We start from the raw sequence: 13,529 nt of genomic DNA, 5'->3' as shown, positions 1-13,529 counted from the left end.
CCTTATAAACTCCCTTTTGTCGAAGGAACTCCTTCTACATCCGGATTCACTGAGCTAGCAATCCGCAATGCCCTGCCGAAACTTTTAAAAATCGATTCTATAATATGGTGACTGTTCTTTCCATAATTCAAATTGATATGAAGCGTCACACCTGCATGACGTGTGAACGCAAGAAAAAACTCTTCTACGAGTTCCGTATCGAACTCCCCAACTTTGTCTTTCAAGCCCTCCACATTGTAAACAAGGAATGAACGGCCGCTTATATCAAGTGACACCGTCGACAGCGCCTCATCCATCGGTGTTGAGACCATTGCATACCGTTCAATGCCCTCCTTCGACCCTATCGCCGCTGCAAATGCCTGCCCAAGTACAATGCCTACATCTTCCACAGAGTGATGCTGATCGACCGACAGATCCCCTGCACACTTTACGTCAAGGTCAAATCTTCCGTGACTAGCGAATAACGTGAGCATATGGTCAAAAAACCCGACACCTGTTTCAATTGTCTTTTTTCCCGTTCCATCAATCGCGAACGTCAGTTCAATCTTCGTTTCTGCGGTGCTCCGCGTAATCTGTTCCTTTCTCATTTCACACTCCCCTTCCTTACACGGATTGATTGGGCATGTCCCGTCAATTTCTCTGATTCTGCCAAAACAATGATGTCATCAGCGATTGTTTCGAATTCCGCTTTTGTATAATAAATTATGCTAGATTTTTTCATGAAATCATATACACCAAGTGGGGAAGAAAAAGCAGCGGTTCCGCTAGTCGGTAACGTATGATTCGGTCCAGCCATATAATCGCCAAGCGCTTCGGGTGAATAATCACCAATGAATATGGCTCCAGCATTGCGAATGTACGGCAGTTTCTCCATCGGATTGTCCACCATGATTTGTAAATGCTCGGGAGCTAGTTCATTCACAATGTCTATTGCTTCTAGTAAAGTGTCTGCAAGTATGATTCTTCCAAACGACTCTATCGATTTGCCAGCAATCTCAAACCGATCAAGAACCGCTAACTGCTCCGCCACTTCCACAGATAACTTTTCCGCAAAATCACTACTTGTCGTGACACAGATTGCAGCCGCCTGTTCGTCATGCTCGGCTTGCGACAATAAATCTGCCGCTACATATGCTGCGTTCGCAGTCTCATCCGCCAGTACACAAATCTCGCTTGGACCTGCAATCATGTCAATCGCTACATCTCCGAACACCCATTTCTTCGCCCGTGCCACGTACGAATTTCCGGGACCTGTTATTTTCAACACTTTGCGAATCGATTCCGTGCCATAGGCCAATGCAGCAATCGCCTGTGCGCCACCAACTTTATAGACAATATCTACGCCAGCTTCTTTTGCTGCAACAAGTACATGTGGATTCACTTTTCCGTCAGGCTGCGGAGGAGTCGTCATCGCAATATGTCCGACACCAGCAATTTTTGCTGGAATGGCATTCATAAGAACGGTAGATGGATAAGCGGCCTTGCCACCGGGGACATAGATGCCGACTCGTTCAATCGGTGTCACTTGTTGGCCAAGTAGCACACCATTCTCCCGTTGCACAAACCATGATCGTTCTTTTTGTTCGTTATGATAGGAAGTGATGCGTTCTTTCGCCTTTGCCAATGAAGTGCAAAATGCCTCAGATACCATCGTATACGCTTCATCGAATTCATCGTCAGACACAATGAACGATGCCAGCTTTACGCCGTCAAAACGTTCTGTATACGCATGAAGTGCAGCATCACCCAATCTCCTCACTTCATCGATAATCCCTAGTACTGTCCGATCAAAGTCGACATCGATTTGTTCGGAGTTCCGGTTTTGCAGTTCATTTAGAAAATCGTTCGGTTTACTAATCTTCATGCGCTAACCTCCACTCCTCTTTTCACTTTGGCGATGAATTCCTGTATTTGCTCCGTCTTTATAGCAAAGCTTGCTTTATTCACAATTAGTCTCGCACTGCTTTCCGCGATATCCTCTAGTATGACTAAACCGTTTTCTTTTAACGTCTTGCCCGATTCAACAATATCGACGATGACGTCACTCATTCCGATAAGGGGTGCCAATTCGATAGAACCGTTCAATTTGATAATTTCTGTTCGGATACCTTTTTTGTCAAAATGTGCTTTTGCTACATTTGGATATTTGGAAGCTACTGTTAACCGGGAAGATTCCATCAATTGTTTATCCGGAAAGCCTGCAACAGCAAGTTTACATTTACTTATACCAAGATCAAGCAGTTCATAGACTTCTTTCTGTTCTTCTAACAACACGTCTTTACCGATAATCCCGATGTCCGCTGCTCCATTCTCGACATAGGTGGGCACATCAACGGATTTGACAAAAATTAATATCACCGTATTTGTATCATCCGTAAAGACTAATTTTCTACTCGCTTCACTGTAACTTGAAAATTCAATACCAACACGCGCCAATAATTCCAGCGCCATTGTTGCCGTTCTTCCTTTTGCCATAGCTACTGTCAATCGATTCATTTAACCGTTACCTCCCAACCATTCCAGTTGCTCAATTGACGTGTAAGGGAATTTCCCCCCTTGATGAACGACTATACTTTCTTGTCTATTCAATCGGATAAGGTCAACTGATTGCATTCTGCACATCGATTCATTTCTTTGCGGGACTGCTATGACTCGCAAATTTCGTGCACGCAAGTGATCCGCCAACTGAATGGCTTTCCCTAATTCACTTTCTTTATAAATAATTTTTACATCAATTTGATTAACATTACCTACGTCTCGTTCCTGTAAAGCTTTGACGAGCGATTCTATTTCACATGCAAAACCAATTGCTGGCAGTTCTGCTTCGAACTTTTTTCCCAACTCATCATAACGTCCACCCATTAAAACCGGTTTGCCTAGCCGTTCAACATATCCTTGAAACAGAATGCCCGAATAATAATCCATATGATTCGTCAAACCAAAATCGATGACTATATGTTCTTCAAGCCCGTATAATTTGAGTATGCGGCAAATCTCTTCTAAGTAAGCTATCGTTTTAAGGACACTTTCGAATGGCAAAACGTCCTTCGCCTGCTCCAAAACAATTCCAGGTTTTCCGTAGAGGAATGGTAATTGTTCAAGGGGCTTTCTCCATTGAGGGTCAACCCCCGATCGTTGAAGGAACGGACTTAATTCGCCAATATTTTTCGCTTGTATAAGCATTTTCAACTGTTCAAGTTGTTTGTCTTGCAATTGAAGTTCACCTATAATTTCATTCAAAAATGCAGTATGGCCGATTTCAATTTTAATCTCCTTGAACTCCAGATCTTTCATCGTCTGTATGGCAAGCGCAATTGTCTCCGCATCCGCTTCGGGTGAGCTTTCACAGAAATATTCGATGCCCGCTTGTGTTCGTTCAATCTTTTCATTTTTTTCAAAGGACTGACGGAAAACTTCCTGTATATAATAAAAACGATACTCGCTTGTTAGATAATTGCGGACATGAGATAATTCCTGTGTTATTGGTATTGTGACATCCGGCCTTAGGACGAGCACTTCTCCATTCGTATCAACCACTTTCACCATCTCTCGTCTGTTTACAGAACTTGTGACAGTTGAATAAAGATCATATTTTTCAAAAGCGGACGTTTTCATACGCGTATAGCCGTATGTCGAAAAGCGGTTGCTGACAACATCAATTACTCTCTCGAACTTTTCATTTTGAGTCGAATAGGGATTCACATATATGACCACCTTACTTTTACTTCATCACTTTACTATGTTAAAGTTATTACGTACTATAAATCTTATAAAATGTTTTGTCAACCGATAGGAGGATTTTTATGTTTGATTATCATATGCACAGCTCGTTTTCGGCAGATTGTACTATTGATATGGAAGACATGGTGAAAGCTGCGATAGCCAAAGGCCTTGAGGAAATTTGCTTTACAGAGCATATCGATTATGATTATCCCGATGAAAACTTTGTTTTTGATTTTGATAAACAAAAATATGACGAGCGGATTATTGCGTTACGGGAGAAATACGCAGGTCGAATTCGCATTAAAAAGGGGGTTGAAATTGGCGTCCAACCGCATATTCTCGGTCAGTATGATGCGCTTATGGAGAAGGAATCATTCGATTTCATTATTTGTTCCATGCATACAGTTAACAGAAAAGGATTGCATTTTGGGGAGATTTTCGAAGGACGGTCGGTCGAGCAGGCATCGCAATTGTATTATGATGAGTTGCTTTATTGCGTGAAGAACTACGATAACTATTCAATACTTGGCCATATCGATCTAATCAAACGCTATGCACCGGAACTCGTTGCAAACGACTTCCACGATGTATTGCGGGAAATTTTCAACGTGATCATACCAGCTGGCAAAGGCATCGAGCTGAATACGTCTGGCGTCCGTTATGGATTACCGAACGGACTGCCAAGTGACGACGTATTAGAGTTGTACAAGCAAAGTGGAGGGGAAATCATTACGCTCGGTTCGGATGCACATAAGCCGGAAGATATCGCGTTCCAGTTCAAGGAATCCCGTGAGCTACTAAAATCAATTGGATTTAACTATGTAACAACGTTCGAGGACAGAAAACCGATTTTCCATTCCATCTAAAAAACACGGCAACCTGTCTCGACGGGTTGCCGTGTTTCATTTGCCTACAATTTTCGTTTTAATAAGCGCCAAACGTTCGCGTATATGCTGCTGGGCTTTGACGGAAGTAGGTGTTTTCGCTGGAATGACATCCGATTGCAATTCAAGCTTTTCTGCAAGATATCGCGCACGTGCTAAATGATAATCGCTAGTGATGATTGTCACTTCTTTTACATCCTCAGGCATCAGTCTTTTGGAATTCCTAATATTTTCATACGTGGAAGTCGATTCCGATTCCAGGAGTAACCTCTCTTCATTAATTCCATAATCAGTCAAATACTTGCGCATCGCTTCAGCCTCGCTAATATCTTCGTCGGGTCCTTGTCCGCCTGACAAGATGAACTGCACGTCAGGATACTTTTCAGCATATGCTAGCGCTTCTTCCAATCTGTAGCGCAAAGAGAGCGACGGTGTTTCCCCATTTACTTTAGCGCCTAATATGATCGCGTACTTGTTTGAACCATCGGCGGTCGGTTGCTGTCCTTCTGTTATCCACTTGCCCGACATAATCCACATTGCCGAGCCCGAGACGATTACAATCAATCCAAGCAGCACAGTTATACCCACCTTCTTCGATCTATTCACTAGTACATCCACTCCATTCAGAATATGTATGGGAATTCTGCTTATGATGTAAACGAAATGGACGGATGAAAGTTTCAGGAACCGCTTAAAGCTATTGATGCGCTCGTATAACTTAATGCCGCGCCCGTATAGTGCGGACATGCGCCCATAAATACTGTTGCCGCGCCCGTATACTGCGGGCATGAGCCCATAAATACTGTTGCCGCGCCCGTATACTGCGGACATGCGCCCATAAATACTGTTGCTGCGCCTGTATACTGCGGGCATGCGCCCATAAATACTGTTGCTGCGCTCGTATACTGCGGACATGCGCCCATAAATACTGTTGCTGCGCTCGTATACTGCGGACATGCGCCCATAAATACTGTTGCTGCGCCCGTATTCTGCGGGCATGCGCCCATAAAAAATGTTGCCGCGTCCGTATACTGTGGGCATGCGCCCATAAATACTGTTGCCGCGCCCGTATACTGTGGGCATGCGCCCATAAATACTGTTGCCGCGCCCGTATACTGCGGGCATGCGCCCATAAATACTGTTGCTGCGCTCGTATACTGCGGACATGCGCCCATAAATACTGTTGCCGCGCCCGTATACTGCGGGCGGGCGCTCGTAAAACTGTAATCGCTCAACATATAAATTGAATTAACCTTCCGCCATTTGGACGGAAGGTTGTTCGTTTTGCAAATTAGCTTTTGACAGTTTGCTTTTTATTGACACTGCTATGAACTTCGGTCGGCAAGCCCCATAGTTGGATGAAACCAATCGCTGCTGACTGATCGAACTGATCGTCAGACGTGTATGTGGCAAGTTTTTCGTCATAGAGTGAATTGGCCGATTTTCTGCCTTCTACGATTGCGTGACCTTTGAACAATTTTACGCGGACGACACCATTAACATATTGCTGCGTGTCCTTAACAAATGCTTCGAGTGCATTTCTCAAAGGCGAGAACCACAATCCGTTGTAAATTAACTCACTTAATTTCTGTGAAATAATTGGCTTGAAGTGCGCGACGTCTTTGACGAGCGTAATGTCTTCCAGCTCTTTATGTGCTTTTAGCAATGTCATGGCACCCGGGCATTCATACACTTCACGGGATTTGATACCGACAAGACGGTTTTCCACATGGTCAATTCGTCCGACGCCATGCTTTCCTGCGAGATCATTCAGTTTAAGGATGAGTTCGCTTAATGGATAATGCTTGCCGTCTATGCTGATAGGCACTCCTTTTTCAAATTCGATTTCGATTGTATCCGCCTGATCGGGTGCATCTTCGATCGATACTGTCAATCCGAATGCCTCTTCCGGCGGTGCTGCCCACGGATCTTCAAGGATTCCGCATTCGTTGCTGCGTCCCCATAGATTTTGGTCAATTGAATACGGACTGTCTAGGTCGATTGGAATCGGAATGTTCTTCTCTTTTGCATACGCAATTTCCTCTTCACGCGACCAGCTCCACTCACGAACCGGCGCAATCACTTCAAGTGTCGGATCGAGCGCTTTAATCGCTACTTCGAATCGAACCTGGTCGTTCCCTTTTCCTGTGCAACCATGTGCCACAGCCGTTGCATTTTCCTGATGAGCAACTTCAACAAGTTTTTTTGCAATCAACGGACGTGATAGAGCCGACACAAGGGGATATTTATCTTCATAAAATGTACGCGCCTGTAGTGCAAGCAATGCATATTCCTGCGCAAACTCTTCTTTCGCATCAATCACATAACTATTCACCGCACCGACTTGCAGCGCCTTTTGCTGAATGAAATCCAAGTCTTTTCCTTCTCCGACATCCAAACAACATGCCACAACATCGTACCCTTTATCCGTCAACCATTGAACTGCCACCGATGTATCGAGCCCACCCGAATAAGCTAGAACCACTTTTTTATTTGTCATTTATTTTTTCCTCCTTATACAACGTTATGTATCTTTATTCATCTTTATGTATTTTTATAATACCATGAATTGATAAGAATTCAATAGATTTGAATCAATTAGTTTAAATAGTTTTAGAAAAAGCCGGATTTTCTGCCGCTAAACGCATGATTGAAGCACTTTCGGATGGATGTAGGGTGTTTTTCAGACTAAGGTTGAGCGGATTCGAACTGCAGTTGAGCGGATTTAAACCGAGGTTGAGCGGTTTTTGGACTAGGTTGAGCGGATTTCAGACCAGGTTGAGCGGTTTTGAACCGAGGTTGAGCGGATTTGAATCGATGTTGAGCGGTTATGAACCCAGGTTGAGCGGTTTTGAAGGTGTGCTAATTCGATGATTTCAGTAGGTCCATTCACTGAACTAAAAAGCTGTTAAACCTTTATCGTTCCGCGGGGGACCCCAATACGTAAGTGTTAATCCGTCGCGCAGAATGCTTTTGACATATTAATCTTGGTCTGCTTTTTGAACCGAGGAAAGCAACAAATTTTACAGGTCCACAACCGCCACATACGAGCGCGATTACTAGTTTTACTCGTGCACAACTGCCGTTTACGCACAATGCGATTGATTCACAGCCAAGCTCGCTATTCACTCACGACAACCTCCATTCAGACAAAACAAAAAACCATCTCTCCCCGTTGCATTAACGGGTTTGAGATGGATACTTGTTAGCGAATACCATGGGCGACCATGGCGTCTGCCACTTTTAGGAAGCCAGCTACATTAGCACCCATGACGAGGTTACCTGGCTTACCGAAGTTATCGGCGGCTGTTTTACAGCTTTCATAAATATTCTTCATAACGAGCTTTAAACGCTCATCGATTTCTTCTTCTGTCCACGCGAGACGCATGCTGTTCTGTGACATTTCCATTGCCGATACAGCAACTCCACCTGCATTTGCCGCTTTTGCTGGCGCGAATAAAACTCCATTTTCCATAAAAATAGTGATTGCTTCAATTGTACAAGGCATATTCGCGCCTTCACCTAACGCTTTCAAACCATTGCCAATTAACATATGTGCAGCGATTTCATCAATTTCGTTTTGTGTAGCACAAGGTAAGGCGATATCACAAGGAATGGACCAGATTGCTGTGCAATCTTCATGATATTCAGCTTCAGGATGCTCCTTCACATATTCCGAGATCCTCTTTTGCTCTACTTCTTTCAAGCGTTTCACAGTATCGAGGTTAATGCCGTTTTTATCATAAATATAACCACCCGAATCACTGCAAGCAACTACTGTCGCACCCAGTTGCAGTGCCTTCTCTATTGCGTAAGTCGAAACATTGCCAGATCCTGAAACGATTACCTTACTATCCTTGAATGAAAGACTATTTTCGTTCAACATCTCTTCAACGAAATAGACAGTTCCGTATCCGGTTGCTTCTTTCCGGCCAAGAGATCCCCCGTGATTCGGGTCTTTTCCTGTTAGAACACCCGCTTCGTAGCCGCCTTTTAACCGGTTATACTGGCCGAACATATACCCAATTTCCCGTCTTCCGACACCAATATCCCCTGCAGGAACGTCTACATCCGGGCCAATATGCTTGCTTAATTCCGTCATAAAGCTTTGGGTGAAGCGCATGATTTCTCGTTCAGATTTTCCTTTCGGATCAAAATCGGATCCACCTTTTCCTGCGCCTATTGGGAGTCCCGTCAATGCGTTTTTAAAAATTTGTTCGAATGCGAGGAATTTCATAATACTGGTATTTACGGAAGGATGAAAACGAATGCCGCCTTTGTACGGGCCGAGGTCACTATTGAACTGAACGCGGAAACCGCGATTGACATGCACTTTACCTTGATCATCTTCCCAAGAGACGCGGAACGAAATGATTCTTTCAGGTTCTGTCAGCCGTTCCAATATTCCATTACGGATGTATTCTGGATGCTTGGCAAAGACCGGTCGGAGCGAATCAAAAATTTCACGCGTCGCTTGTAAAAATTCTTTTTCGTCCGGATTTCTCTTTTTGATAAGTTCATATACTTCATGCACATAATCATTAGCACGACTCCGATTTTCTTGTGTGGATTCGATTTTAGTCAATTGCCTCATCCCTTTCCTCAAACTCTTATAGCACAAAACCACATAGAAATTCAGTATAAAAAAGTAGACTTCCATTTTATCACAAACTGAAGAATAATATTTTAAAATTCTTTCTTCGTTTTTACTAGTATTACCGAAAATCCGAATAGATACAACCTCTTTTTAAGTTTCATGGATTTTCGCTACCTCATTTTGTCAAAATAATCATTTCTTGCAGAAATTGTATTCCGTAAAATAAAAACATTTACAACTATCTGAACATATACTATTATTGATACTATCCAAAAGCCTATAAAACAGTTATTTGGAAAACTACAATGAAGAGAAAGAGGAGATGCTTTATGAAATTCACCAAAGTTGTACGTACAATCATTGGGGCCAATGTGGTTATCCTGATGGCATTTGCATTCCTACCTGCTCTACTAATCAATCCTGATGTAGACTTTTTCCAAAACGCAATCAAATATATTTTGAAAGAATGAACGTAACATGCAAAAGGCCATACGTGCAAAATCTGCACATTTGGCCTTTTTTTCATTTACGCTTTTTAATAATGAAATTATCAGTGAGTAATAACCAATTCTGCGGGAAAGCTAATCCCAATTTCCAGTACATCATTCCACGCAACTTAAATTCTTTTAACAAATTAAATTTCGCCTGAATGCTGCGGGCATCTTCAAACCAGACATCATGACGCACGCCTTCATTATCCCAGTATAGAAAATACGGCGCTTGTGCAACCGGATCATACTGGATATTTGCATTTTGACGGATAGCTAGATTGACTGCTTGCAACGGACTAAGTGCTTTTGCGGCTACTCCTGTTTCAGGTGGATATGGATACTTCCAGTCATACCCATACAAGTTCTGACCAAGAAAAACTTTCTCACGCGGGATTTGACTGACTGCATATTCCACGACCTTACGCACTTGATTAATCGGGCTTACCGCCTGAGGGTCACTATATGAGTATCCCCATTCATACGTCATTAATGTTACGAAATCACAAATCTCTCCATGTGCTTTATAATCGATGCCACCATAAATACCCGTCTTATCGGAAGAAGTTTTCGGAGCCAATGCGGTTGATAATGTCAGACCAACAGGATGGAATCGAGCGCGTGCATTTCGCAAAAATGCGTTATACAACTCCCTATCCGTTGGTTTAATAAATTCAAAATCAAAGTGAATGTCCGAATAGCCTACTCTCTTCGCCGTTCGCACGATATTTTCAAACAGGCGATTCTGTACGACTATATCTGTAAAAAGAACATGCGCTAGATCTGCATTAAATCCGAAGTTCTCCAAATTGCTGACGACCATCGCATTCAGTACCCTTGCGTCAGTCGCAATTGTTGGAATATCACCAAGTGGGGGTTCTTTCAATGATCCATCCCGTAGTGCTTCATAACTGAACATAGCCAAATACGTCAGATCATCGACACGTTCAACCACTTCATCCGTCAATTCCTGCATAATTGCTTGGCGCGGTTCCACATACAATAACGTTTCAATTTCCTTTTTGATCCGCTTCGGAATGTATAACCGCTGTCCTATTTGTAATATGCTCGATGGAGAAATGCCATTGATTCTTGCAAGATTTTCAACCGTCGTCCCGTAAAGTTTCGAAATGCTATACAAAGATTGTCCCCGCTGTACCCAATGATAACTGCCGTTAATCGGTATGACGAGCGCTTGACCAACAACCAGTTTAGAGGGATCAGCCAATTTGTTTGCTTCTGCTATTTTTTCATACGAAATTCCGTACGCCTGTCCAATACCATAAAGACTTTGTCCTTGCCGCACAACATGGATTTGCATAGTCATCCTCTGCCTTTCATAGACAAATTGCCGTTTACACCATGCTATTATTCAACCTGCCTGATTATGCATCATTTTTATTAATAAAATACATATACCTTCATCAACAAGCCATACTACCTCTGATTGAAAATACACTATACAAGGAGGACATAGAGTGACCCAAAACCAATATGGTGACATGCATCAAAATATGCAGACCGGTCCGGTACCATCCAACATGAATCATGGCGCTAATGGATTATTCGGCATCAAAGACGTATTAGGTGCTGTAATTTCGTGTTTGAATCAGGCGACGTTATTCCGACCGCATATCAAAGATCCCGAACTTGTGGACATTTTAGACAGGCAATACCGATTCTCACTGGATGAGTACAATATTACGGTGGAGTGTTTCAAATCAGGAACAGATCCATCTCATCCGACAGGAAGCTACAAGATGAAAACAGGCAATGATTTCGTTTATGGTTTCACCCCATCTCAACCGAAAAAACCGATGCAAAACGCTCAAGAACTTAATGACGATATGATTTCCGGCTTTATGCTCGGATCCGTTAAAAGTATCGCTTCGTTAAAGACAACAGCCGCCATTGAAGTCACACATCCCGTTGTAAGGCGAGTTCTTGCGGATTCCATCCCGAATTGCATCGAAATGGCCTATGAGCTTTCGATCTATATGAATAAGAAACAGTACTATCAAATCCCTCAGCTGTCTGAGCAAGACATGCAAGAGATGATCAATTCCTTCGCGCCTATGCAAGGACAACCCCCGATGCAAGACCATACAGTACAATAAAAAAGCTGCCCAATAGGCGTTCACAGCCTGGGCAGCTTCTTTCAATTTATAATGCTTTATTAATAAAAGCGGGAGGAATATCTGTTTCAAACTTCATCACTTCGGCTGTTACAGGATGGACAATTGTTAAAGATGTCGCATGAAGCCCGAGCCGTTTCAAAGGATTGACAGTCGAACCGTATTTTTTGTCTCCAACGACAGGATGGCCAATTTCTTCCATGTGCACACGAATCTGATTCTTCCTACCGGTTTCAAGTCCGATTTCTAGAAGGGTATATCTTTGATTATGTCTAACTTTACGGAAATGCGTAATCGCCAGTTGACCTCCGTTGTCTGTAGGATTCGAATATACTTTGAACGTCCTCGTCTCCTTAAGCCACGACTTCACGGTGCCTTTATCCTTTTTAACATTCCCTTCGACAAGTGCTGTATAGATGCGCTCCTTTGCCATCTCCTCCCAATTATCTTGCAGTTTCATCTTCACTTCTTCGCTTTTGGCAAATAACAGGACGCCTGACGTATCTCTGTCCAGACGATGAACGATGTAAACTCGCTCTTTCGGATTCTGATTTCTAATATAGGCAGATACTTCACTGAACGCGGTCTTCTCGTCTTTATTCTTTGCAGCCATCGATAATAGACCCGCCTCTTTATCAATGACGATGATTGCCTCGTCTTCGTAGACAATCGTTAAACCCGTAATCATGCTTTCGCTCATCGCAGTTTTGTTCGACAAGATTTCGACTTGTTGTCCTACACGCAATTTGTGATTATGTTTTGTTACAGAACGGCCATCCACCGAAACTTGTCCCCGCGTCAATATCGACTTGACTGAGTTGCGAGAGTTCTTATTCATCTTTTCAAGTAAAAACGGCAACAACTCCTCCTCTACTGTAACATCGAATTGTTGCGAGTTTTCTCTTTTTTTAGAACGATTTGTATGCATTTTTGTCTCCTCACTCTCTATCCTCTATTATCCTTAAATTGCCCTTCGAATACAAACACTGTATCATAATCAGTACAAGCTTTTTCATACGTACACAAAAGGGGCGATTCTATGAAAGTGGCGATTTTCGACTTCGACGGCACACTTTATGCTGAAGAAACATTTCAATTATTGATGAAACATCTAAAACATCACCCGCAACACAACTCAAAATATAAATCATTCTTCAGAAAAATTCTACCGTTATATATAGGCTACAAAGCGAAAGTCGTACCCGAATCGACGATGAAAGAACGTTCCATGCAATTGTATGCTAGCGCTCTGCAATCGTTGGACAAATCAGGACAAAGTGCGTATTTTAAGGAAATGAAAGAAGCGATGCAGGCGAATTTCAATAAAGACGTCATCGAACGAATCAAACAACATGAATTGGCTGGCATACATATTATGCTTGTCTCGGGTGCTTATACACCTTTATTGCACGCCGTTACAACCGGACTTCCGTTCAATGATATTATCGGAACGGAAATACCCTACTCACTAGATGGACGGTTCGATACACAGACAAAAATCTATCATATCCAAGGAAAACGCAAAAATGAAATGATCATGAAAGCATTGGCAGACAAAGAAGTTGACTGGTCGAACAGCTTTGCTTACGGCGATAGCTATTCTGATTTGCCTGTACTTGAACTTGTTGGAAATCCCATTGCTGTAAAACCTGAAAAACGTCTGCACCAAATTGCGAACGATAGAAGCTGGGAAGTACTCTAA

At 42.8% G+C, this 13,529-nt stretch carries 14 protein-coding genes; 4 read left to right on the top strand and 10 right to left on the bottom strand.

Features of this window, described 5'->3' with window-relative positions:
- Positions 1-2: 2 nt before the first annotated feature.
- From hisB to hisZ, 4 genes are read right to left on the bottom strand one after another with little or no spacing between them, the layout of a single operon-like run.
- Positions 3-587, bottom strand: coding sequence for an imidazoleglycerol-phosphate dehydratase HisB (gene hisB, locus QWT69_RS05035; RefSeq protein ID WP_317969594.1), 585 nt, complete (start codon positions 585-587; stop codon positions 3-5).
- Positions 584-1,864, bottom strand: a complete 1,281-nt coding sequence (gene hisD, locus QWT69_RS05030; RefSeq protein ID WP_317969592.1) for a histidinol dehydrogenase — start codon at positions 1,862-1,864, stop codon at positions 584-586. Before hisD ends, hisB begins: the two co-directional genes overlap by 4 nt.
- The gene (gene hisG, locus QWT69_RS05025; protein ID WP_317969590.1) at positions 1,861-2,496 is read right to left on the bottom strand and encodes an ATP phosphoribosyltransferase; all 636 of its coding nucleotides are present in this window, start codon (positions 2,494-2,496) and stop codon (positions 1,861-1,863) included. The genes hisD and hisG overlap by 4 nt, the downstream gene beginning before the upstream one ends.
- Complete coding sequence (gene hisZ / locus QWT69_RS05020; protein WP_317969588.1) at positions 2,497-3,702, bottom strand: ATP phosphoribosyltransferase regulatory subunit; 1,206 nt, start codon at positions 3,700-3,702, stop codon at positions 2,497-2,499. It abuts the gene before it with no gap.
- 101 nt (positions 3,703-3,803) lie between these two features.
- Between hisZ and QWT69_RS05015 the strand changes: the two genes are divergently transcribed.
- Positions 3,804-4,589 (top strand): histidinol-phosphatase HisJ family protein, encoded by a 786-nt coding sequence (locus QWT69_RS05015; protein WP_317969586.1) that lies wholly within the window; start codon positions 3,804-3,806, stop codon positions 4,587-4,589.
- A gap of 36 nt (positions 4,590-4,625) precedes the next feature.
- On the opposite strand, the gene QWT69_RS05010 is transcribed toward QWT69_RS05015, so the two are convergent.
- The 4 genes from QWT69_RS05010 to gdhA form a co-directional block, all read right to left on the bottom strand.
- Positions 4,626-5,213 (bottom strand): YdcF family protein, encoded by a 588-nt coding sequence (locus tag QWT69_RS05010; protein ID WP_317969584.1) that lies wholly within the window; start codon positions 5,211-5,213, stop codon positions 4,626-4,628.
- A gap of 74 nt (positions 5,214-5,287) precedes the next feature.
- Complete coding sequence (locus QWT69_RS05005; RefSeq protein ID WP_317969582.1) at positions 5,288-5,845, bottom strand: ribosomal eL19 family protein; 558 nt, start codon at positions 5,843-5,845, stop codon at positions 5,288-5,290.
- 53 nt (positions 5,846-5,898) lie between these two features.
- Positions 5,899-7,107, bottom strand: a complete 1,209-nt coding sequence (locus QWT69_RS05000) for an argininosuccinate synthase (protein WP_317969580.1) — start codon at positions 7,105-7,107, stop codon at positions 5,899-5,901.
- Between the two features lie 705 nt (positions 7,108-7,812).
- A complete protein-coding gene (gene gdhA / locus QWT69_RS04995) occupies positions 7,813-9,201 on the bottom strand; it encodes an NADP-specific glutamate dehydrogenase (RefSeq protein WP_317969578.1) in 1,389 nt (462 codons plus the stop codon).
- A gap of 332 nt (positions 9,202-9,533) precedes the next feature.
- Between gdhA and QWT69_RS04990 the strand changes: the two genes are divergently transcribed.
- Positions 9,534-9,674 (top strand): hypothetical protein, encoded by a 141-nt coding sequence (locus tag QWT69_RS04990; RefSeq protein WP_317969576.1) that lies wholly within the window; start codon positions 9,534-9,536, stop codon positions 9,672-9,674.
- A 52-nt stretch (positions 9,675-9,726) separates the two neighbouring features.
- Here QWT69_RS04990 and QWT69_RS04985 read toward each other — a convergent pair whose 3' ends face one another.
- Positions 9,727-11,013, bottom strand: a complete 1,287-nt coding sequence (locus QWT69_RS04985; protein WP_317969574.1) for a glycoside hydrolase family 18 protein — start codon at positions 11,011-11,013, stop codon at positions 9,727-9,729.
- Between the two features lie 157 nt (positions 11,014-11,170).
- Here QWT69_RS04985 and QWT69_RS04980 point away from each other — a divergent pair, with 157 nt between their 5' ends.
- The gene (locus QWT69_RS04980; RefSeq protein WP_317969572.1) at positions 11,171-11,809 is read left to right on the top strand and encodes a spore coat protein; all 639 of its coding nucleotides are present in this window, start codon (positions 11,171-11,173) and stop codon (positions 11,807-11,809) included.
- A gap of 46 nt (positions 11,810-11,855) precedes the next feature.
- Here the strand turns inward: QWT69_RS04980 and QWT69_RS04975 are convergent, their stop codons facing one another.
- Entirely contained in the window at positions 11,856-12,755 is a 900-nt protein-coding gene (locus QWT69_RS04975; protein ID WP_317969570.1) for an RluA family pseudouridine synthase, read from the bottom strand.
- 111 nt (positions 12,756-12,866) lie between these two features.
- Here QWT69_RS04975 and QWT69_RS04970 point away from each other — a divergent pair, with 111 nt between their 5' ends.
- On the top strand, positions 12,867-13,529 hold the full coding sequence (locus QWT69_RS04970; RefSeq protein WP_317969568.1) for an HAD family hydrolase: 663 nt from the start codon (positions 12,867-12,869) through the stop codon (positions 13,527-13,529).

This window comes from Sporosarcina oncorhynchi (assembly GCF_033304615.1).
In the GTDB taxonomy this organism is placed as follows: Bacteria; Bacillota; Bacilli; order Bacillales_A; family Planococcaceae; genus Sporosarcina; species Sporosarcina oncorhynchi.
This window is presented reverse-complemented; position numbering and strand designations above follow the sequence as displayed.

Excerpts from the sequence above, each read along its gene's own strand:
- hisD (WP_317969592.1), bottom strand. The coding sequence starts at position 1,864 with ATGAAGATTAGTAAACCGAACGATTTTCTAAATGAACTGCAAAACCGG.
- QWT69_RS05000 (WP_317969580.1), bottom strand. The coding sequence starts at position 7,107 with ATGACAAATAAAAAAGTGGTTCTAGCTTATTCGGGTGGGCTCGATACA.
- QWT69_RS04985 (WP_317969574.1), bottom strand. The coding sequence starts at position 11,013 with ATGCAAATCCATGTTGTGCGGCAAGGACAAAGTCTTTATGGTATTGGA.
- hisG (WP_317969590.1), bottom strand. The coding sequence starts at position 2,496 with ATGAATCGATTGACAGTAGCTATGGCAAAAGGAAGAACGGCAACAATG.
- gdhA (WP_317969578.1), bottom strand. The coding sequence starts at position 9,201 with ATGAGGCAATTGACTAAAATCGAATCCACACAAGAAAATCGGAGTCGT.
- QWT69_RS04975 (WP_317969570.1), bottom strand. The coding sequence starts at position 12,755 with ATGCATACAAATCGTTCTAAAAAAAGAGAAAACTCGCAACAATTCGAT.
- QWT69_RS05005 (WP_317969582.1), bottom strand. The coding sequence starts at position 5,845 with ATGTTGAGCGATTACAGTTTTACGAGCGCCCGCCCGCAGTATACGGGC.
- hisB (WP_317969594.1), bottom strand. The coding sequence starts at position 587 with ATGAGAAAGGAACAGATTACGCGGAGCACCGCAGAAACGAAGATTGAA.
- QWT69_RS04970 (WP_317969568.1), top strand. The coding sequence starts at position 12,867 with ATGAAAGTGGCGATTTTCGACTTCGACGGCACACTTTATGCTGAAGAA.
- QWT69_RS04990 (WP_317969576.1), top strand. The coding sequence starts at position 9,534 with ATGAAATTCACCAAAGTTGTACGTACAATCATTGGGGCCAATGTGGTT.
- QWT69_RS05015 (WP_317969586.1), top strand. The coding sequence starts at position 3,804 with ATGTTTGATTATCATATGCACAGCTCGTTTTCGGCAGATTGTACTATT.